We start from the raw sequence: 20,632 nt of genomic DNA on the forward strand, positions 1-20,632 counted from the left end.
CCATGCCGTGCGAACCGAAGGTTGACTCGATGCCATGAGCAACGAGATCACGCTGTCTGAGGTCCAGGAGTTCATCGCCGGCTTTTGGTATCACTACGACCAGGGCCATTTCACCGAATTGGGCGCCCGGCTCGGCGACGAGATGGAATACCTGAGCCGATCCGACTCCGGCGACTGCCCGTTCGAGGATCTGCTGGCCGCCGAGTTGCACGGCAAGGACGAGACGCTGGCGTGGCTGACCCAGCACCGCAACGAGAATCCCTACCCGTTGCGACACCATGCCACCAATATCTTCCGCACCGGGGTCGACGGCGACGTCACCACCGCCCGCTTCTACCTGTACGTCAACCAGGTGACCAACAACGTCCCGTTCGACGTCTCCAGCGGCGTGGTCGACGTCGGCATCCGCCGCTCTGACAACGGACTGGTCTTCACCTCGATGACCGTGATCCTCGACGCCGAGGACTCGATTCCGTTCGCCGAGCACGCCGCCAAGACCGCCGCCACGGCATCGGCCGGCTCGTAACGGGGTGGACGCACACACGGCTTTCGGCGGTGGTGTCGCCGTCATCACCGGCGCAGGCAACGGGATAGGTGCGGGTCTGGCGCGCCACGCCGCCGCGCTGGGCATGACCGTCGTGCTCGTCGACATCGACGGCGCCGCCATCGCGGCGCTGCGCGAGGAACTGCCCGGCGCCGTGGACCTGGTGTGCGACGTGCGCAACCCGGAAGCGCTCGAAGACGTTGCCGCACAGGTTTACTCCGACACCGGACCGGTACGGCTGCTGGTCAACAACGCAGGTGTCGAGCAGTTCGGCTATCTGTGGGACACCCCGGTCGCCAACTGGGACCGGCTGGTGGACATCAACGTCAGCAGCGTGTTCTACGGGATCCGCGCGTTCCTACCCCGCATGATCGCCACCGACGCCCCGGCGTGGGTATGGAACCTGTCGTCCATCGGCGGCGTCGCCGCCGTACCGCTGCAGACGCCCTACATCATGAGCAAGCACGCGGTGCTGGCACTCACCGAATGTCTGCGTCTGGAAGTGGAACTGGCCGGCCACGCCGACCGGATCCACGTGCAAGCGGTGCTGCCCGGCGCGGTGAAGTCCAACATCTTCGAAGCGGCCGGTGGGGTCGACGACGGCGACGTCGGGGCCGCCGAATCGCAGCGGGCGGCGATGCTCGACATCAAGGCCGAGGCCATGGATCCGCTCGAAGCGGCACAGGTGGTGTTCGAGCAGGCCGCCGCGGGCGAGTTCTACCTGCTCACCCAGCCCGAGTATGTGGGCAACGCGATGTCCGAGCGGGCCGCGATCCTGGCTGACCGCCGCGCACCGGTCCTGCGCACCAAGCAGCGATTCGACCCCGCACGGCACTGACCGGATCCGGCTGAAAGAAGGTCGACGTGCAGATCGCCGACAGGGTGTTCGTGGTGACCGGCGCAGGCAACGGAATGGGCCGGCAAGTCGCGCTTGGTCTTTCCCGCCGAGGCGCCCGCGTCGCGGCGGTGGACCTCGATGTTGTCGGGCTGGCCGCCACGGCTGAGCTTGCGGGCCGGACCGGCTACCCGGTGTCGACCCACGTTCTCGACGTCACCGACGACGAGGCCGTCGCGGCACTGCCGCATGTGGTGACAGAGACACACGGGCAGGTCGACGGGCTGGTCAACATCGCAGGCGTCATACACCGGTTCGCACCGTTCGCCGAACTCTCCCCGGCGGAGACCAACCACATCATGGCCATCAACTTCGAAGGCACGGTGCGCATGTGCCGCACGTTCCTGCCGACCTTGCTGGCACGTCCGGAGGCGAACATCACGAACATGTCGAGTCTTTCCGCGCTGTTGCCGTTCGCCAGCCAAACGCTGTACAGCGCGAGCAAGGGTGCGGTCAAGCAGTTCAGCGAAGGTCTCTACGCCGAACTGTGCGACACCAACGTCCATGTGGTGACGGTGTTTCCGGGCAACGTCGACACCAACCTGACCGGCAACTCCGGGGTGCAGATGCTCGATGCCGGCGGCAGGAAAGTCCGTTCCACCAGCGCCGAGGCCGCGGGCGACAAGATCGTCGACGGCATTGCCGATGACCGGTTCCGCGTCCTGATCGGCACGGATGCGCGGGCTCTCGACATCCTGACCCGGCTGTCGGCGAAGCGCGCCACCCGGTTGGTCGCCAAACAGATCAAGTCGGTCCTGTGATAGTGAACATGCCAACAACAACTGGGTACGACGTCATCGTCGTCGGGTTCGGGGCTGCCGGCGCCGCCGCGGCGATCGAGGCCGCTGACCGCGGAGCACGCGTGCTGGTGCTGGACCGCGGATACGGTGGCGGGGCCACCGCGCTGTCGGGCGGAATCATCTACGCGGGCGCGGGAACCGCCGAACAGCGGGCCGGTGGTTACGACGACAGCGTCGAGGACATGCGGGCCTACCTCGAGCAGGAGGTCGGCGACGCGGTCAGCGACGAAACGTTGCAGAGGTTCTGCGAGCAGAGCCCAGAGCTGATCGACTGGCTAAAGCGGCAAGGGGTGCAGTTCCGCGGCGGCCCGGTGCCGTCGTACAAGACGTCGTATCCGACCGACGACTTCTACCTGTACTACTCCGGAAACGAAAAGGCCTATCCCTACGCGCGTCACGCGCGACCCGTGCCGCGCGGCCACCGAGTGCTGGCGCCGGGCATGAGTTCGGGCAAGGTGCTGTTCGAGCACCTGCGCCGCTCGGCGAAAGCCAAAGGCGTCGAGTTCGTTCCGTTGTGCCGGGTACACGAACTCCTATCGGACGGCGACGGGCGGCTCTGCGGAGTCCGCTACCGCGCGATGCCCGCGAACCATCCCCACGCACGCAGGCACCGGGTTCTGACCAAACTCACCGGAAAGGCCGGCACCTGGCTACCGGGCTTGGTCAAGGGCGCTGTCGAGCACGCCGAGGCGCTGTGGGCCGCTGCCGCCGTGGACGGTGAGGCACACGCGCGCGCCGTCATCCTGGCGGCCGGCGGCTTCATCCACAACCGCGAGTGGATGGCCGAACACGCGCCGGAATTTCTGAAGATCTCCCCGCTCGGAACCCCCGGTGACGACGGCTCCGGCATCGCCCTGGGCGTCGCGGCCGGCGGTATGACCGACAAGATGGGCAACGTCACCGCGTGGCGCTTCCTGTCGCCTCCGAGCGCGTTTCTCGAGGGCCTCACGGTCGGTCGGGACGGTCGACGCATCGCCAACGAGGACCTGTACGGGGCCACGCACGGCAACGTGATGATGCGCGAATTCGGCGGCGCCGGTTGGGCGATCTATGACGCCCCGACCTGGCGAAAGGTGAAGGATCAAATCCGCGAGCAGACGCAACTCTTCCAGCGCCTGCAGCTGATCTACCTCTTCACCCTTGGGCACAAGAAGGCGTCGACGATCGAGGACATCGCGGTCAAGAACGGGATCGATCCGTCGGGGCTGCGCCGCACCGTCGACGAATACAATCACGGCATCCGCAGCGGTGCAGGCGATCCCGCTCACAAGGAGCCGGATCTGTGCCCACCGTTGGTGACCGCGCCGTTCTACTCGATCAATATCTCGGCAGACTCGTCGATGTTCTATCCGATCCCCGGGTTGACACTCGGCGGCCTCCTCGTCGACGAACGCACGGGCGAAGTCGCCCATCGGGACGGCGGGACGGTGGCCGGCCTGTATGCCGCGGGCCGAAACGCGATCGGCATCTGCTCCAACAGCTATGTCAGCGGGCTGTCCATCGCGGACTGCATCTTCAGCGGACGCCGCGCGGGTGCGCACGCGGCCGCCACCCTGCAGTCGGCATCAGGCGACCGAGATCAGCCGTGACGCAATACCCTCTGGATCCCGACGCCGCCGAGCGCGTCGCGGCCTTCGGGCCGATTCCCCCGATGCGTCAGCGCGGTCTTACTGAGGTGCGGCGGACGATCGAATCGGCGCCGCACCCCGACGACATGCCGGAGATGGCGGACATCGAGGACCGCGACGTCCCCGGCCCGGCAGGGTCTGTTCCGATCCGGATCTATCGCCCCACCCCCGCCGACGACTCCCCCGTCCTGGTCTATTTCCACGGCGGCGGAATGGTATTGGGATCCAATCACTCGTTCGAACCACTCGCCCGGACACTGGCCGCCGAAAGCGGCGCCGCGGTGATATCCGTCGACTATCGATTGGCACCCGAGGCACCCGCGCCGGCGCAGTTCGAGGATGCTTATGCAGCCACCTCGTATGTCGCGTCGAACGCCGACGCGCTCCGCGTCGACGCCAAGCGGATGGCGGTCATCGGCGACAGCGCCGGCGGCTCGTTGGCAGCGGCTGTCGCTCTTGCCGCGCGCGACCGCGGCGGCCCGTCCATCTACTGCCAGGTGCTGCTGTATCCGGGGCTGGACCGCAACATGACGTGCGAGTCGATCCGGAGCATGCCTGACGCGCCGATGCTGTGCCGCGACGACATCGACTTCATGCACGAACTCGCGGACCGGGGGGTGAGCACACCGCGGGACGAATATCGGTTCCCCGCAATGGCAACCGACCTGACCGGGCTTCCGCAGGCCATCGTCGTCACCGCCGCGTGTGATCCGATCCGCGACTGGGGCGAGCGGTATGCGCTTCGACTGCGCGACGCCGGGGTCCAGACCACGCTGACCCGCTATCCCGGCATCTACCACGGGTTCCTGATGCGCTCGGACGCGACGGCGCGGGGGCGCTTGGCGGTGGCCGAAATCGGTGCGCTGTTGCGCGCAAAGTTCGCACACCCGCTCCCGCGGTAGCGCCTTCTCGGCGGTGAGCCGGGCCCCCGCGCGAGCCGGGCCCCCGCGCGAGCCGGGCCCCCGCGCGAGCAGACGCTGCGACCCCCTGAAAGCCCCCGAAAAGGGGGTGCTCACGTCTGCTCGGCGCAAAAGCGGCGTCCCGATCACCGGACAGGTGACGATCCGGCGGGCCATCGCCGCGCCACAATCGGGGCATGCTTACCGAACAGCAGCGGATGGAGCTCTCCGACATTCTGCGGCCGGCCTCGCCGCCGCGTGAGATCGACGACGTTTATACCGACGACCAACGCGAGCGTCTCCTCGATGTGGTGCGCACACAGGGGCCGTGGCGGCTGATCATCGCCCAGCACTTCGCGTCGGCCGAGGAGCTCATGGCGACCATGAGCGGAATGTTTCCTGAGGGTTTCACCCCGTCGCTGGACTTGTTCTTGACCGCGACGTTCCGTGGCTACCTGGCGAATTACGGCACGGTGCTGTACCCGGAACTGCACGACTGCTTCTACAACCAGCGGTTCGTCGAACTCGCCAAGAGTTACTGGGGCGCCGAGTACGCCAAACCCCAGATGATGCTGTTCAACATCAACGGGCCGTGCGCCAACCGCGATCCCGGCCATCTGGATTCCCCGAGCTTTCGCGGTGTCCGCCACGAGAATGCGCCGACCTGGCTGTGCAGCGTGATGGGCAAGTCCGGGCTGTTCCAGGACTACCTGATCAAGATGGCGCAGGTGATCACCTGGTTCTCGCTCGACGAGGGCAGCGGTTTCACCTACTGGCCCGACGGTCCGCTCAAGCAGCCGCGGCGTGTCCTGCCGCCGATCTACAACCGCGGTGTGCTCGTGCAGAACGAGATGATGGTGCATCGCGGCGAGGCGAACGGGCCGCTGGAACTGCAGACGCCGCCGGGCCTTGCCTTCGACACAGTGTTCAACGGCGATCCGGCGGATCGCGACCATTGGCTGCTCAAGAACGGCGAGGATGTGATCGCCCGCCACCACACCGACGAGTTGCGGTTCCTGGTGCACTGGTCGGCCGAGGTGTTCACGGACTTCGACGAACTGAAGAAGAACATGGACGGCAGCGACGATCTCACCGTCGAGAAAGCCATCGACATGCTCGTCGACGACGTGCACAAGAAGGGCATCAAGCTCGACGTGCCCAGCGAACCGCTGCACGACCCCGAGTTCATCGCCGCGCTCAACGCGGTCTACGACCTGGGCGGTCCGACGACCTACCCCGAGGAAGCGCCGCTCAGCGCGTTCCAGCTGACCTGAGTCGTCACCGCACGATCACATCGCTGGGCGTGCGCGGTGAGCCCAGCATGTCACGGTGCGACGGCGGCTTCCTACCGCCCTCGTCGGTGATGCCGTAGCGCTCGGCGAGTTCGGCAGCGATCAGGGTATGTCCGCTGACCTCATCCAGCTTCGGATCGCGGTACAGCGCGTCGATCACATGCCCGACGAACTCGGGTGTCTCGGCGTGCTGCGCCATCGCCGCCAGACCCTCTGGGTTGCCGTCGAAAGCACTCCGCAGCTTCGCCGTCAGCAGGATTCCCATCCAGATCGATGCGGTGTGCACGGTGGTCCCGCGGAAGTCGACCGCCATATCGGCCGCCATCTTGTCGATACCGGCCTTCTGCGCCCCGTAGGCGGGCCCGTGCATGTAGCACACCGAGCCCGGCGAGGACGTGAACGCGATCAGCCCGCGCTCGCCGCCAAGCATCAGCGGAGCGGCGTAATACGATGCGACGTACGCCGATCGCAGTCCCACGTCAAGAATCTCGGCCAAGCCGATGGGCTTGTCCCAGAACGGCTTCGGGCCCGTCAGAGCGTCGTGCACCGCGGCGGCATTGTTGACCAGCAGGTCCAGCCGACCGCTTTCCTGCGCCACCCGGCTGAAAAGCGCGGCCACCGCCGCGTCGTCGCGATGGTCCAGTGCCACAGCGACGGCGCCGGCACCGGTGTCCGTCACCGTCCTGCCCGTCACGTACACGCGCCACCCGTGTGCCACCAGCGCCCCGGCGATGCCCTCACCGGCACCGCGGCTGCCGCCGGTCACCACCGCGACGCGCACCTCGCCGTCCTCAGTCACAGGTCGAGGTTACGGCGCTACGTCAACCGTTTCGTCGACGACGCGCAGCGCGCCACTCTCGACTGCCTCGTCGATCGTGTCGCGCAGGTCCGAACATGCGAGAAACACTCCGCCGGTGTGCTTGGCGAGCATCTCTGCTTCACGTCGTTGCGGACATCTGGCGGTGGCATCCGCATTCCACTGAATACTGGTCTGCTGCCAGCTGCTCTTGCGGACAAGCACTTCGGCGGCGCAGCGCCGGCAACTCACCGGCACGGGCGGTAATTCCTGCAGGCGGTTGTCGGTCCGGACAGCCATTCAGGCCTGCGCGCTGCGTGCGGAGAGGTTTTCCTCGACCTGCTGCTGCCAGGCCTCCCGGGGACGGGTGACGTCGATCTCGTACTCGAAGCGGTCCACCATGTCCGGCGTGATGTCGGCGACGTCGACGTAGAACTGCTCGTACCACCGCCGCAGCTGATACACCGGCCCGTCCTCTTCGCACAACAACGGGTTGTCGATGCGGGCCTTGTTCTTCCAGATCGCCACGTCCTGCTCGAAGCCCACCTTGACCCAGTCCCCGAGTGCGATGGCGGTCTGCATCGCCGCCTCCTCAGGCAGGTTCTCGGATTTCTTGACGATGATTCCGTACTGCAGCACAAAGGAATTGGCGTCTATCGGGTAGTGACAGTTGAGCAGTATCGTCTTCTGGTCTTCGTGCTCGAAGTGATAGGTCAGATCGTCGATCATGAACGACGGTCCGTAATACGACGCGGCTGATGTGGTACCCAGCATCCGCGGCTGGCCCTCCGGATGCGGGATGTCGTCGCGGGCACCGCTGTTCATGTACTGCGTCGCGATGTGCCCTTCGAAGATGTTCTTGAAGTAGGTCGGCATCGACCCGTGAATGTAGAAGAAGTGCGCCATGTCGACGACGTTGTCGATGATCTCGCGGCAGTTGGTGTTGACCACGGTCGTATACCAGTGCCAGTCGGTCCACTCGTCGCTCTCCGCGCCTTCGATACGGGGAATCGTCACGTCCTCCGGCGGCGGGTTGCGCTCGGGATCGTTCCACACGAACAGCATCCCGTCCTGCTCGAGCGTTATCCAGGTCGCTGTCCGGGCCAGCCGCGGCACCCGCTTGCTGTAGGGCACCTTCTTACACCGGCCGTCACCACCCCACCGCCAGTCATGGAAGGGGCACGCGATCTCGTTGCCCTTGACCTCGCCTTGCGACAGATCGCCGCCCATGTGCCGGCAGTAGGCGTCGAGCACGTTGATCCTGCCGTCACCGCTGCGGAACACCACCAGTTTCTGGCCGAAGGCATGCACAGTGTGCGGCTTACCGTCCCCGAGATCGCGGGCCAGGCCGAGGCAGTGCCAGCCGCGAGCGAACCGAGTCGGCGCCTGCTCCGTTTCAATCTGGCGGACCTCGACATCACTCTGCAACGTCATGACTTCGTTCTACCGCGGGAAACCACCAGAAATCGGCGATCGTCCCGCTGGTAGGGAGGACGAATTCGGGCCGCGGCGACCGCTATCTACTGTCGTCAGACGTGACGACTCGCGACTCGAGCACGATCCCTGCCGGATTACCCGTCCAGGACACCGCCGTCGACCTTCTGGTCGTCGGATCAGGCACTGGACTGGCCGCTGCGCTGGCGGCCAAGGAGCTCGGCATGTCCGTTCTGGTCGTCGAGAAGTCGTCCCACGTTGGGGGGTCGACCGCTCGGTCCGGCGGTGCGCTGTGGTTCCCGGCGAGCCCGATCCTCGAGGAGAACCGGGCCGGCGACACGACGGCGCGCGCGCAGGAATACCTGGACTCGGTCGTCGCCGGCACGGCCTCTCGGGAACGCTCCACAGCGTTTCTCGCCAACGTTGGTGCCACGGTGGAGATGTTGCGGCGGGCCACGCCGATGCGGCTGTTCTGGGCGAAGGACTATTCCGACTATCACCCTGAGAAGCCCGGCGGCACAGCGGCCGGACGCACCTGCGAGTGCCGGCCCCTGAACACGGCGATCCTCGGCGACTATCGGAGCCGGCTGCGTGGCGGCGTGATGGAAGTCAAGATCCCGATGCCCACGACCGGAGCCGATTACCGGTGGCTGAACCTGATGTCGCGGGTGCCGCGCAAAGGCCTGCCGACGGTCGCCAAGCGCCTCGGACAGGGGGTCGGGGGGCTGCTGCTCGGCCGCCGCTACGCCGCGGGCGGTCAAGCCTTGGCCGCCGGGTTGTTCGCCGGTGTGCTGCGGGCGGATATCCCGATCTGGACCGGCAGCGGGCTGCGCCGCCTCACCACCGAGAACGGCCGGGTCACCGGCGCCGTGGTCGGGCACGACGGACGCGAGGTGACCGTGACCGCGCGGCGCGGTGTGGTGCTGGCGGCCGGTGGTTTCGACCACAGCATGGAAATGAGGTGGAAGTTCCAGTCCGAAGCGCTCGGCGAGCATATGAGCCTGGGCGCCGACACCAACACCGGTGACGCGATTCGCTGCGCTCAAGAACTCGGCGGCGCAATCGATTTGATGGATCAGGCGTGGTGGTTCCCCGCGGTGGCGCCGCTGCCCGGCGCGGCTCCGCTGGTGATGCTGGCCGAACGGTCGCTGCCGGGTTCGCTGATCGTCGACCACACCGGCACCAGGTTCGTCAACGAGGCAACGGATTACATGTCGTTCGGACAGCGTGTGCTCGAACGAGAACGCATAGGCCATCCGGTCGAGGCGATGTGGATCGTCTTCGACCAGCAGTACCGCAACAGCTATGTCTTCGGCGCTGAACTGTTCCCGCGCATGGCGATTCCGGGTGCCTGGTATGAGGCCGGCATCGCGCATCGCTCCTCGGACCTCGCCGACCTGGCAGCCAGGATGGGAGTTCCGGCGTCGCAGTTCATCGCCACGATGACGCGGTTCAACGAAATGTCGCGCGCCGGTGTCGACACCGACTTTCACCGCGGAAATAGCGCATACGACCGCTACTACGGCGATCCGACCATCACACCCAACCCGAACCTGCGCGCCCTCGACAAGGCACCGTACTACGCGGTCAAGATGGTGCTCAGCGACCTCGGCACCTGCGGCGGTCTTCGCGCCGATGGCCGCGCCCGGGTGCTGCGCGAAGACGGCAGCGTCATCGACGGCTTGTACGCGACCGGCAACACCGCAGCCAACGCGTTCGGGGCGTCGTATCCCGGCGCGGGCGCAACCATCGCCCAGGGCCTGGTGTTCGGCTATATCGCGGCGCGGCACGCCGGCGCGGCTGGTCCGGCGTAACTAATCCGCCTCTTCCGCGTCGGCTTTCTTCTCGATCTCATACCAGTATTCCGGCTTGGGCCAAGGGATTCCGGCCTCTGTTCCACTGGCGGCCTGGGCGAAGACAGCCTGCGCCTCGTCGAGGTCCTTGATCATCTGCAACGTCAATTCGCGCTCTGCGGCGTAATGTCGCTCAGCCCACTGCAACCCGACACGGGCAAACGCCCAAGCCGGCTCCACATCGGCCCAGCGCGCATCTTTCGCCGCTTCGAGGTGCATTCTTTCCACCCATGCCAAGTGCTCTTGCAGGAGCTCTTTGAGCCTGGCCGGGTTGGTCAGATGCCCCAGCGTGACCCGCAAAATGGCACTGTGCTTGAGCACCGGCGGGTCCAGCGGGGCCTCGTTGGCCCATCGAGTGACAGCGGTCATGCCGGATTCGGTGATCTTGTACAGCCGGCGGTTGCGCCCACCCGCGCTGCTCTCCACCCGTGACGTGACAAAACCCTGCTCTTCGAGCTTCTTCAGCTCCGAGTAGATCTGACTGTAAGCCGGGCTGCCGTAGAAGAACCGCATGCTCCAGTTGATCCATTTGCGGATGTCGTAACCGGACAGCTCGGTGTCGTACGACAGCATGCCCAGCAACGCCCACGCGGTCGCTGTCAGGTTCGGCATCGCTGGAGTCGGTTCCACCGATCAAGGCTATCAATGGCCCTGACGTCCGTAATGTCAGCTGCCGCTGACCGGGATGCACGATCTTCTGCCCGGACGGCGATGTAACACTGTGTTCATCATCGAGACGCAGGGAGGCAAAGTGGCCGCGGACGACTCGGCGGCGGACGCCGCCCATCGGACCTGTCCAGCCGATGTCCACGTTTGCTCCGGAGGTCCTGTTGAGTGACTTCGATCAGGTCGTGGATGTGCTGGTGGCCGGCTCGGGCGGCGGCATCACCGGCGCCTATACCGCGGCGCGGGAAGGTCTTTCGGTGGCGCTGGTCGAAGCAACCGACAAGTTCGGCGGGACGACCGCCTATTCGGGTGGCGGCGGGATGTGGTTCCCCTGCAACCCAGTGCTCAAACGCGCTGGCAGCGACGACACGATCGAGGACGCCCTGGCCTACTTTCACGCCGTCGTCGGCGACCGCACCCCACGGCAGCTACAGGACACCTACGTCCGCGGCGGCGCCGCGCTGATCGAATACCTGGAAGCCGACCCACTTTTCGAGTTCACCGTGCTGCCGTGGCCCGACTATTTCGGTGCGGTTCCCGGCGCTCGAACCGACGGGCTACGCCACATCGTGCCCAAGCCGCTGCCGCCGAAACACCTCGGCCAGTATGAGAAGTCGGTGCGCGGACCGCTCGACAGCGAGCGGCTGGGCACGCCACAACCCGAGCTGCTGACCGGCGGACGCGCGCTGATCGGGCGGTTCATCGCTGCCCTGCGGGAAATGCCGAACGTCACATTGCACCTCAATTCACCGTTGGTGGAGCTCATTACGCACGATGGGGCCGTTGTCGGCGCAGTCGTGGAGCGCGGCGTCGAACGAACCACGATCGGCGCCCGCCGTGGGGTACTGCTGGCGGCCGGCGGATTCGAGCACAACCCCCACATGCGAAGGCGCCACGGAGTTCCCGGCCGCGCCGAAGACACCATGGGGGCTCCCGGCAACACCGGCGCCGCGCACCAGGCGGCCGTCGCCGTCGGGGCGTCCGTCGATCTGATGGACCAGGCGTGGTGGTCACCGGGGCTGACCCATCCCGGTGGACGTTCGGCGTTCGCGCTGTGGTTCACCGGCGGCATCTTCGTCAACCAAGACGGCGCCCGATTCGTCAACGAATCCGCACCTTACGACCGGCTCGGCCGGGAGATGATCCGCCAGATCGACAGTGGTGCACTTCGGTTGCCGTGCTGGATGGTCTACGACGACCGTGAGGGTGAGGTGCCGCCGGTCAAGGCGACCAACGTGTCGATGGTCGAAACCGCCCGCTACCGGGCCGAAGGTCTGTGGCAGACGGCGGACACGCTGGAAGGTCTGGCGCGGCTGATCGGCGTGCCCGCGCCGAACCTGATTCGCACCGTGCAGCGTTTCAACGACATGGTGGCCGCCGGTGAAGACCGGGATTTCGGGCGCGGCAACGAAGCCTACGACCGAGCGTTTTCCAACGGCGAGCTGCCGCTGGTCCCGATCGACAAGCCCCCGTTTCACGCCGCGGCGTTCGGTCTGTCCGACCTCGGCACCAAGGGCGGCCTGCGCACCGATGACCGGGCCCGCGTGCTCGATGCGTCGGACAACCCCATCGCGGGCCTGTACGCCGCCGGCAACACCATGGCCGCCGTCAGCGGCACCGCCTACCCCGGGGGCGGCAACCCGATCGGTGCGTCGATGCTGTTCAGCCATCTCGCAGCGCTCGACATGGTGGCCGGAAGGCGCCCCGCATGACCGGCGAGTTCGAACCTCTCACGCAATCGGTTCGGCGCCTCATCGACGTCACCATCCGCAGCGAGGTGGGCAACGCCGTCGCCGCAGAGGCCAAGGCGCACATCGACCGAGCCGTCGAACTGCTGTCCGCCGACCTGATGCCCGGCTCGTACGGAATGCGCACTGCCGACGATGGACGCCCGACCGTCTTGGGCAACGTACTGATCGGCGCCCGCAACCCCGTCGCTCCCCCGCTGGTGATCCACCACGAACCGCAGGGATCGGTGTACACGGAGTTCGAACTCGGCGCCGCCTACGAGGGTCCCGCCGGACACGTGCACGGCGGGGTCTGCGCGATGATCCTCGACCACGTCCTCGCCGCACCCGCCCACCAGCCGGGCCAGCCCGCCGTCACCGGCACGCTCACCGTCCGCTACCTACGGCCCACGCGGTTGGGGCAATTGCGCGCCGAGGCGCGGGTCGATCGCGTCGACGGGGCGAAGACCTACGTCGTCGGCCACATCGCCGACAGCGACGGCGCCACCGTGGAAGCGTCCGGCGTCTTCATCCGGCCGAGGCGCCGCTGAAATCCCAAGGATCGAGACATCCGGCTGACACGTCGTGTCCGACCGTGTTGTATTCGGCCCATGGCATCTCTTCAGCGATACGCCGACCGCCGGGTTCTGGTCACCGGCGCTGGTTCGGGCATCGGGCAGGCAACGGTCCTTCGCATCCTCGACGAGGGCGGGCGCGTGGTGGCCGCCGACATCAGCGAGGCGGGTCTGAAGGACACCGTCGCCAAGGCCGAACCGCACGGTGAGCGGCTCAGCACCGTGGCCATGGACATCAGTAGCGAACCGTCGGTGCAAGCCGGGGTCGCCGAGGCGGTGCGGACGCTGGGCGCGCTGGACACCCTCGTCAACGCGGCAGGAGTGCTGCGCTCGGCGCACTTCCTCGACACCACGCTCGCCGACTTCGAGCAGGTGCTGCGAATCAACCTCGTCGGCACCTTCCTGGTGACCCGTGCAGCCCTCCCGGCGTTGCGCAACGGCACCAAGCCGGCGGTGGTCAACTTCAGCTCGACGTCGGCGGCGTTCGCCCACCCCTACATGTCGGCCTACGCGGCCTCCAAGGGCGGTGTCCAGGCGATGACGCACGCGTTGGCCCTCGAGTTCGCCAAGGAGGGCATCCGGTTCAATTCCGTGCAGCCCGGCTCGATCTCGTCGGGCATGACCGACGGCACCGGCGAGTCCAAGCAGAGTGTCGGACCGGGCTTGCCCGCCGACGCCGACTACTCGCTGTTCGGCAAGATCCAGCCGGTGCTGGCGCTCGAAGACGGGGCGATGTTCGCCAAACCCGAGGCGGTCGCCGCCGTCGTCGCCATGCTCGGCAGCACCGACGCGTTCTTCGTGACCGGCACCGAGGTGCGCGTCGACGGCGGCACCCACATGTAACCTCCTGCAGATGAGCGCCACCCGACCACTTCGCGTCATCCAATGGACCACCGGCAACGTCGGCCGCCGGTCACTGCACGCCATCCTCGGGCGCGACGACATGGAGCTGGTCGGGGTGTACGCGCACGGCGCGGACAAGGTCGGCGTCGACGCCGCGGCGCTGGCCGGCCGGTCCGAGCCCACCGGTGTGACGGCCACCGACGACGTCGACGCGCTGCTGGCGCTCGAACCCGACGCCTGCTGTTACAACCCGCTGTGGCCGAACATCGACGAGCTGGTGCGGCTGCTGGAAGCCGGCGTCAACGTCTGCTCCAGCGCGGCCTGGATCACCGGCGGCAAGCAGACACCCGAAGACCTCGACCGCATCCGAAAGGCTTGTGAGAAGGGTAAATCCACGATCTTCGGCAGCGGGGCGCACCCCGGGATCTCCAACATGGTCGGCATGGTGCTCTCCGGCGCGTGTGAGCGGGTGGACGAGATTCGCATCACCGAGTCGGTGGACTGCTCGACCTACGAGTCCGCCGGAACCCAGACCGCGATGGGGTTTTCGCAGGATCCCGACACACCGGGTCTGGCCGAGAGCGTGCGCCGGGAAAGCGAGGTCTTCGCCGAATCGGCGGCGATGATGGCCGACGCCATCGGTGCGACGCTCGACCGGATCACGTTCGACGTGACGTTCACCTCCGCCACCGGCGACACCGATCTGGGCTTCATGCAGATCCCCAAGGGCACGGTCGCGGGAGTGCACGGATATCACCGCGGCTGGGTCGGCGACCGCAACGTCGTCAACGTGGGCTTCAACTGGATCATGGGCAGCCATGTCACCCCGCCGAAGCCGCTCGAACACGGACACGTCATCCAGGTCTTCGGCGTGCCCAACATGCGTACCGTGCTGCACTGCCTGCCGCCCAGGGACTGGACCGAACCCTTCATGAGCCTGGGCATGATCTACACGGCGATGCCGGTGACCAACGCGGTGCCCGCCGTGGTCGCCGCGAAGCCGGGCATCGTCACGCTCAAGGATCTGCCGCCGATCACCGGGCGTGCCGCGGTGTGACGTCGCGCCGCCGCTATTGCGCTCCGCCGTTGACCAGGCCGGCGTAGCGGCGCAGGTACAGCGGCCAACCGCTTTCTGCCCCAACACCTTCGGCAACCGCTTGCCAACCGTCGCCGTGCCGTTCGATGTGCCGGTGCTCGAGGTCGACGCGGGTGCGGTCGGCGGATTCGGCGGTGAACCGGACTTCGACCTCACTGCATCGGGCGCTGTCGGTCTCCAACTGCCAAGTGGGGCCGATGTTCCAGGTGAAGACGACCCGGTTCGGCGGCTCATAGGCGACGATGGTCGCCCACTTGCACAGGCTGCCGTCCTCGCCACGGTCGTAGATGTGCCCGCCGACGCGGGGCTCGAAGACGGTCTCGGCGATCGGAACACCCAACAGGTTGTGCTCGCGCGGCTTGAAATCGCCGAACTGGTCGGTGAATACGCGAAACGCCCGCTCGAGCGGCGCCGCAACGACGACATGGTGGCGGATGGTTTCGGTTCGGGCTCGCGTCATGGTTCGTCACCTACCATAGATTCGACGGTCTCCTTGAAGCCGGCCAGCGTCTGCGCCCAGAACCGGTCGAGATAGTTCCGCAACGCGATCAACCCGTCCTGATTGACACGGTAGATCCGCCGCGTGCCGGCGACCGATTCGACGACCAGATCGGCGTCTTTGAGCACGCGCAGATGCTGAGATACCGCAGGGCGGGAAATCGGCAACTGATCGGCCAACACCCCGACTGCGGCCGGCCCCTCGGCCAGCTTCTCCAAGATCGACCGCCGGGTCTTGTCACCCAGCGCGTCGAGGACAGCCGAGGCAGAAGCGGACACATCCGTAAGTCTGTGCTAACGGTAAGTCTATGTCAACCGTTCGTCATCACTTACGGATCGAGCTGCACGACGACGCCCACCGCCCCGGCGCCGACGTGGATCGACAGCACCGGTCCCATGTCGGACACGGTGAGCGACGCGATCTGCGGCAGCCGCGTGGTGAGCTCCGCGCCGACCGCGTCGGCGCCGTCATGGTTGTCGACATGCTGCACCGCGACCGCGGCCCGCTGATCGCCGACCAGTTCCACGACCCGGTCCACCATCGTCGCGTGAGCCCTGCTGACCGTGCGGATGCGCTGATCCAGCACCAGGCGTCCGTCCTCGTCCAGGCACAGCAGCGGTTTGACCGACAGCGCAGTGCCCAGCCACGACGCCGCGGCCCGGATACGCCCGCTGCGCCGCAGGTTGTCCAGGCGATGCACGACGACGAACACCCGGCCGCGGTCCACGGCCGAGCGGGCGGCGGCTTCCACCGCGTCCAGATCCGCCCCCGATGCCGCGGCGCGTGCGGCGCTCAGCGCGACGAAGCCCACGCCCATCGCGACGGATCGCGAGTTGATCACCCGCACAGCTGGACCGAACTCGCGGGCGGCCTGCACCGCAGAGCTGTATGTGCTCGACAGCGCCGCCGAAAGATGTACGGCCACAACGCCGTCGCCGCCGCTGTCCTGCAGCGCGTGCCGATACGTCTCGGTCAGCTCGGCAGGCGTCGCACCGGCGGTACTGGCGCGCGGCAACTCATGGATGTCGTAGGGCACGTCGTCGACGCCGTCGCGCAGGTCGACCGCGTCGACGAGCACGTGCAACGGAACCTGCCGGATCTGCCAGTGCTTGAGCTCGTCGGGGTGCAGCCGCGACGACGAGTCCGTCACCACGACTACGGGCATGAGACCCCCGCCTCCACCAGTGCCTTGATCATCAGTTCGGCAACGGCCTGATGTCCTTCGAAGTTCCAGTGGATGCCGTCGGGGTTGCCCTGGCCGGTCATGACGTATTCGCCGACAGCCGCCTTGAGGTCGACCAGCGGAACATCGTGCTGCTCGGCCCATTCGGTGATCGCACGGGCGGTGGCTGCGCGGCCGTGATGCGCACGTCCGTAGGTCTCGGCGATGTGCACCGACGGCAGACACGCCACCACCGGTATTCCGGGCCGGTTGAAATCGATGGCGCCGCGGGTCATTTCCAGGTACTCCGCGGACAGGTGCGCCGGCAGCGCGGAGCGGGAGACCGGCGAGAGCCGGGGCTGCAGCCACCCGTAGCCGTCGCGCACCCAGCGCCGAAGCCACGACGGACGCACATAGCGGATCAACTCCCGCAGCGCGGTCGGCAGCGGCGACGGCAGCGAATCCATCCCGCCCGTCGCGAAGATCACCGCCCCCGCCCGCGGCAGGGCCGCCCACGCCCGCGGATCCTGGGTGGCCGCCCACCAGACGTCGCGGCAGGTCCAGCCGATCCGCCCGATCAGCTCGACGTCCCAATCCAGGTGCCGGGCAACGATATTGGGCCAGATTCTGGGGTCGTCGGACGGCAGCCCTCCGGACGGCCCGTAGTAGGACAGCGAGTCGCAGAAGATGAGCAGGGTCGGGCGCTCAGAGGACATCGTTGGCAACCTGCGCCGAGGCGTTCCACACGTCGAGTCGCCAGCGGATCTCCTCGGCAGGCGCGTGCGCCTCGCTGTGCCCGGACAGCTGCACCCAGCTGGCGTTGCCCATTCCACCCAGGATCGGCCAGTTGTCGACCGGCAGCCGCAGCAGTGCCGCCGTCAACGCCGCGATCAGCCCGCCGTGCGCGACCAGCACCACCGGCCGCTCCGGCGAGTCCAGCCCCCACTCGGTCTGCTCGGCGACCAGGCCCTCGACCACCGGCATACCGCGGGCGGCGACGTCGACGCGGCTCTCTCCGCCGTGCGGCGCCCATCGGGCATCCTCCCGCCATGCCAGCCGGGCCCCGGGGGCGGCGGCGTCGACCTCAAGGTGCGTCATGCCCTGCCAGTCACCGAGGTGCGTCTCGCGCAGCCGGGTGTCGACCAGCACGGGCAGCCCGGCCCGGTCTCCCAGCGACACCGCGGTGTCCAACGCGCGGCGCAGGTCGGAGGACACGATGACCAGTGGCTGGCGCTTGGCCAGCACCTCGGCCGCCGCGACCGCCTGCTCGCGGCCCAACTCCGACAGGTCGGTGTTGAGCTGGCCCTGCATCCGGCTGCCCGCGTTGTACTCGGTCTGGCCGTGCCGCAACATGACCAGGCGACGAACCCTCACGTCTGACCGTCCAGCTCGACCGGCACCACCGGGCAGTCGCGCCAAAGCCGGTCCAGCGCATAGAAGTTGCGTTCGTCTTGGTGCTGGACGTGTACCACGACGTCGACGTAGTCGAGCAGCGTCCAGCGTCCCTCGCGGGCGCCTTCGCGGCGCGCGGGCTTGTATCCGGCCAGCCGCATCTTCTCCTCGACCTCGTCGACGATCGCGTTGACCTGACGCTCGTTGGACGCCGAGGCGATGACGAAACAGTCGGTGATCACCAGCTGCCCCGACACATCGATCACGACGACGTCGTCGGCCAGTTTGGACGCGGCGGCCCGTGCGGCCACCGTGGCCATCTTGACCGCTTCCTCGGAGGCGCTCATTGTTGCTTCCCCTGGGTTGTCAACGGTTGGGCGGCGTAGAGCTTTCGCTTGGCCACGTACTGGACCACGCCGTCAGGCACCAGATACCAGATGGGCCGGTTCTGCGCGGCGCGCAGGCGGCAGTCGGTCGAGGAGATCGCCAGCGCGGGCACCTCGACGAGGGTCAACGCGTCCTTGGGCAGTTGTCTGCCCGCGGCCGTGACGTGCTTGCCGTCCAGCACGTAGCCGGGCCTGCTGACGCCGACGAACTTCGCGATGGCGAACATCTCCTCCCAGTTCTGCCACGTCAGGATCGACGCCAGCGCGTCGGCGCCCGTGATGAAGAACAGCTCGCTGTCCGGGTTGAGGGCGTGCAGGTCGTTCAGCGTGTCCTTGGTGTAGGTCGGACCGCCGCGGTCGATGTCGACGCGGCTGACCGTGAACCGGGGGTTGGACGCGGTGGCGATCACCGTCATCAGGTAGCGGTCCTCGGCCGCGGTGACGTGGCGATCCTTCTGCCACGGCTGCCCGGTCGGCACGAACACCACCTCGTCGAGCCCGAACAGGTCGGCGACCTCGCTGGCGGCGACCAGGTGTCCGTTGTGGATGGGGTCGAACGTCCCACCCATCACCCCGAGCCTGCGTCCAGAAGCCACAAAGAGCCAGCTTACTTCTCGCGCCGAGTGTGGGCCCGTGTCACGGTTCGGGCCGCCGAGGCGTGCGGGTAACCCACGTTCGCGCCGTACTCAGACGGGGAGCAGCGCATCGATCACCGACGCCAGCTGCTTGGCCGAACGGCATTCGTGCATGGTGATGACTTCCTCGTAGCGCGGCACCGCCGAGTCACCGCTGCCCCACAGATGCTTGGGCTCCGGGTTGAGCCAGTGCGCGTGCCGGCTGGAGTTGACCATGTGGGCCAGCAGCTCGGTTTCCGGGTTGCGGTAGTTGTTGCGGCCGTCGCCGAGCACCAACAGCGAACTGCGCGGCGACAGCACGTTGGGCCACCGCTCCAGAAACGACACGAACGCGTGCCCGTAGTCGGAGTGGCCGTCGCGGGTGTACACCCCGGCCTCGCGGGTGATGCGCTGCACGGCGACCGCCAGGTCGGCGTCCGGGCCGAACAACTCCGTCACCTCGTCGGTGGTGTCTATAAAGGCAAAGACGCGAACGCGGCTGAACTGCTGGCGCAGCGCGTGCACCAGCAGCAGCGTGAAGTGGCTGAACCCGGCCACCGAACCCGACACGTCACACAGCACCACCAGCTCGGGCCGGGCCGGATGCGGTTTCTTGAGCACCACGTCGATCGGCACGCCGCCGGTGGACATGGACTTGCGCAGGGTCTTGCGCAGGTCGATCTCGCCCGCGCGCGAACGGCGCCGACGCGCGGCCAGCCGGGTGGCCAACGTGCGGGCCAGCGGCTGCACCACCCGGCGCATCTGGCGCAGCTGCTCACCGGAAGCGCGGAGGAACTCGACGTTCTCGGCCAGCTGCGGCACGCCGTACATCTGCACGTGGTCGCGGCCGAGCTGCTCGGCGGTACGACGCTTGGTCTCGGCCTCCACCATCTTGCGCAGCTGCGTGATGCGTTGGGCGGCCATCGCTTTGGCGATCTGCTCCTGCGTCGGCGTCGGCTCGTCCCCGTAGGGCGCCAAGAGCCCGGCGAGCAGCCGGCCCTCGAGGTCGTCGAGGTTCATCGCCTTGAGCGCCTGATACGACGAGTACGACGGGCCGCGGCTGGAGTTGTAGCGGCCGTAGGCCTCCACGATGCGGGCGATCATCGCCGCCATCCGCTCGTCGAGGTTGGCCAGCTCCTCGTTGTCGGCCAGCAGGTCCAGCAGCGCCGCGCGCATCGCCTCGACGTCCTCGGGCGGCAACCCTTCGATGTCCTCGAGCGGCTCGCCGTCGTCGTCGAGCAGCACGGTCTTGGCGCCCAGCGCCGCGGGGAACCACAGATCGAACATCGCGTCGTAGGTGTCGCGGTGCTCGGGGCGCCGCAGCACCGCGCACGCGATCCCTTCGCGCAGCACCTCCCGGTCGCCGAGGCCGAGCACCGAGATCACCCGCCCGGCGTCCACGGTTTCCGACGGCCCCACCGAAATCCCTTGTTTGCGCAGCGCTTCGACGAATCCGACCAGGTGACCGGGAATACCGTGCGGCGCCAGCGGCTGCGGCGGACGGGTGCGGCGAACGGCCATCGATGGGCTC

Annotated in this window: 23 protein-coding genes; 11 read left to right on the forward strand and 12 right to left on the reverse strand. The window is 67.4% G+C overall.

All coding sequences use genetic code 11. The features are described 5' to 3' along the window. Positions 1–34: 34 nt before the first annotated feature. The 6 genes from MELE44368_RS24915 to MELE44368_RS24940 all read left to right on the forward strand — a co-directional run bounded on the left by MELE44368_RS24915 (position 35) and on the right by MELE44368_RS24940 (position 6,040). Positions 35–526: a nuclear transport factor 2 family protein gene (locus MELE44368_RS24915; RefSeq protein ID WP_064928060.1), complete on the forward strand. Its 492-nt coding sequence runs from the start codon at positions 35–37 to the stop codon at positions 524–526. A gap of 4 nt (positions 527–530) precedes the next feature. Beyond that, a complete protein-coding gene (locus MELE44368_RS24920) occupies positions 531–1,382 on the forward strand; it encodes an SDR family oxidoreductase (protein WP_128110916.1) in 852 nt (283 codons plus the stop codon). Between the two features lie 26 nt (positions 1,383–1,408). Next, positions 1,409–2,200, forward strand: coding sequence for an SDR family NAD(P)-dependent oxidoreductase (locus MELE44368_RS24925; protein ID WP_083042778.1), 792 nt, complete (start codon positions 1,409–1,411; stop codon positions 2,198–2,200). An 8-nt stretch (positions 2,201–2,208) separates the two neighbouring features. Further along, the gene (locus tag MELE44368_RS24930; RefSeq protein WP_128110917.1) at positions 2,209–3,828 is read left to right on the forward strand and encodes an FAD-binding protein; all 1,620 of its coding nucleotides are present in this window, start codon (positions 2,209–2,211) and stop codon (positions 3,826–3,828) included. Beyond that, entirely contained in the window at positions 3,825–4,769 is a 945-nt protein-coding gene (locus MELE44368_RS24935) for an alpha/beta hydrolase (protein ID WP_128110918.1), read from the forward strand. Before MELE44368_RS24930 ends, MELE44368_RS24935 begins: the two co-directional genes overlap by 4 nt. A gap of 194 nt (positions 4,770–4,963) precedes the next feature. Further along, positions 4,964–6,040 carry a hypothetical protein gene (locus MELE44368_RS24940; protein ID WP_128110919.1) on the forward strand — a complete coding sequence of 359 codons (1,077 nt, stop codon included), beginning with the start codon at positions 4,964–4,966 and terminating at the stop codon, positions 6,038–6,040. 4 nt (positions 6,041–6,044) lie between these two features. On the opposite strand, the gene MELE44368_RS24945 is transcribed toward MELE44368_RS24940, so the two are convergent. Genes MELE44368_RS24945 through MELE44368_RS24955 form a run of 3 tightly spaced genes read right to left on the reverse strand, consistent with a single transcriptional unit; the run spans position 6,045 to position 8,288 of the window. Next, the gene (locus MELE44368_RS24945; protein WP_128110920.1) at positions 6,045–6,857 is read right to left on the reverse strand and encodes an SDR family NAD(P)-dependent oxidoreductase; all 813 of its coding nucleotides are present in this window, start codon (positions 6,855–6,857) and stop codon (positions 6,045–6,047) included. 9 nt (positions 6,858–6,866) lie between these two features. Beyond that, positions 6,867–7,154, reverse strand: coding sequence for a hypothetical protein (locus MELE44368_RS24950; RefSeq protein ID WP_064892610.1), 288 nt, complete (start codon positions 7,152–7,154; stop codon positions 6,867–6,869). Then, positions 7,155–8,288, reverse strand: coding sequence for a 3-ketosteroid-9-alpha-monooxygenase, oxygenase component (locus MELE44368_RS24955; RefSeq protein WP_128110921.1), 1,134 nt, complete (start codon positions 8,286–8,288; stop codon positions 7,155–7,157). Between the two features lie 101 nt (positions 8,289–8,389). On the opposite strand from MELE44368_RS24955, the gene MELE44368_RS24960 reads away from it, so the two are divergent. Next, a complete protein-coding gene (locus MELE44368_RS24960) occupies positions 8,390–10,102 on the forward strand; it encodes a 3-ketosteroid-delta-1-dehydrogenase (protein WP_128110922.1) in 1,713 nt (570 codons plus the stop codon). Here the strand turns inward: MELE44368_RS24960 and MELE44368_RS24965 are convergent, their stop codons facing one another. Then, entirely contained in the window at positions 10,103–10,753 is a 651-nt protein-coding gene (locus tag MELE44368_RS24965; protein WP_046751385.1) for a PadR family transcriptional regulator, read from the reverse strand. A gap of 218 nt (positions 10,754–10,971) precedes the next feature. On the opposite strand from MELE44368_RS24965, the gene MELE44368_RS24970 reads away from it, so the two are divergent. The 4 genes from MELE44368_RS24970 to MELE44368_RS24985 are packed head-to-tail and all read left to right on the forward strand — an operon-like array spanning position 10,972 to position 15,009. Beyond that, complete coding sequence (locus MELE44368_RS24970) at positions 10,972–12,519, forward strand: FAD-binding protein (protein ID WP_241566761.1); 1,548 nt, start codon at positions 10,972–10,974, stop codon at positions 12,517–12,519. Further along, positions 12,516–13,085 (forward strand): PaaI family thioesterase, encoded by a 570-nt coding sequence (locus tag MELE44368_RS24975; protein WP_064892607.1) that lies wholly within the window; start codon positions 12,516–12,518, stop codon positions 13,083–13,085. The genes MELE44368_RS24970 and MELE44368_RS24975 overlap by 4 nt, the downstream gene beginning before the upstream one ends. A gap of 60 nt (positions 13,086–13,145) precedes the next feature. Continuing rightward, positions 13,146–13,952, forward strand: coding sequence for an SDR family NAD(P)-dependent oxidoreductase (locus MELE44368_RS24980; RefSeq protein ID WP_064918908.1), 807 nt, complete (start codon positions 13,146–13,148; stop codon positions 13,950–13,952). A 10-nt stretch (positions 13,953–13,962) separates the two neighbouring features. Further along, entirely contained in the window at positions 13,963–15,009 is a 1,047-nt protein-coding gene (locus tag MELE44368_RS24985) for an NAD(P)H-dependent amine dehydrogenase family protein (protein ID WP_128110924.1), read from the forward strand. A gap of 13 nt (positions 15,010–15,022) precedes the next feature. Here the strand turns inward: MELE44368_RS24985 and MELE44368_RS24990 are convergent, their stop codons facing one another. From MELE44368_RS24990 to MELE44368_RS25025, 8 genes are all read right to left on the reverse strand, one after another. Beyond that, positions 15,023–15,508, reverse strand: a complete 486-nt coding sequence (locus MELE44368_RS24990) for an SRPBCC family protein (RefSeq protein ID WP_128110925.1) — start codon at positions 15,506–15,508, stop codon at positions 15,023–15,025. Further along, a complete protein-coding gene (locus tag MELE44368_RS24995; RefSeq protein ID WP_128110926.1) occupies positions 15,505–15,825 on the reverse strand; it encodes an ArsR/SmtB family transcription factor in 321 nt (106 codons plus the stop codon). Before MELE44368_RS24995 ends, MELE44368_RS24990 begins: the two co-directional genes overlap by 4 nt. Before the next feature lie 50 nt (positions 15,826–15,875). After that, entirely contained in the window at positions 15,876–16,712 is an 837-nt protein-coding gene (locus tag MELE44368_RS25000) for a DegV family protein (protein WP_128110927.1), read from the reverse strand. Next, positions 16,703–17,425, reverse strand: a complete 723-nt coding sequence (octT, locus tag MELE44368_RS25005; RefSeq protein WP_128110928.1) for a diglucosylglycerate octanoyltransferase — start codon at positions 17,423–17,425, stop codon at positions 16,703–16,705. Before octT ends, MELE44368_RS25000 begins: the two co-directional genes overlap by 10 nt. After that, positions 17,415–18,083 (reverse strand): glucosyl-3-phosphoglycerate phosphatase, encoded by a 669-nt coding sequence (gene gpgP, locus MELE44368_RS25010; protein ID WP_128110929.1) that lies wholly within the window; start codon positions 18,081–18,083, stop codon positions 17,415–17,417. The genes octT and gpgP overlap by 11 nt, the downstream gene beginning before the upstream one ends. Continuing rightward, positions 18,080–18,448, reverse strand: coding sequence for a ribosome silencing factor (gene rsfS, locus MELE44368_RS25015; protein WP_128110930.1), 369 nt, complete (start codon positions 18,446–18,448; stop codon positions 18,080–18,082). Before rsfS ends, gpgP begins: the two co-directional genes overlap by 4 nt. Next, positions 18,445–19,083 (reverse strand): nicotinate-nucleotide adenylyltransferase, encoded by a 639-nt coding sequence (gene nadD / locus MELE44368_RS25020; protein ID WP_128110931.1) that lies wholly within the window; start codon positions 19,081–19,083, stop codon positions 18,445–18,447. The genes rsfS and nadD overlap by 4 nt, the downstream gene beginning before the upstream one ends. A 90-nt stretch (positions 19,084–19,173) precedes the next feature. Next, positions 19,174–20,622: a vWA domain-containing protein gene (locus MELE44368_RS25025; protein ID WP_128110932.1), complete on the reverse strand. Its 1,449-nt coding sequence runs from the start codon at positions 20,620–20,622 to the stop codon at positions 19,174–19,176. Between the last annotated feature and the right edge of the window lie 10 nt (positions 20,623–20,632).

The sequence above is a fragment of the Mycolicibacterium elephantis DSM 44368 genome (assembly GCF_004014805.1).
GTDB lineage: Bacteria > Actinomycetota > Actinomycetes > Mycobacteriales > Mycobacteriaceae > Mycobacterium > Mycobacterium elephantis.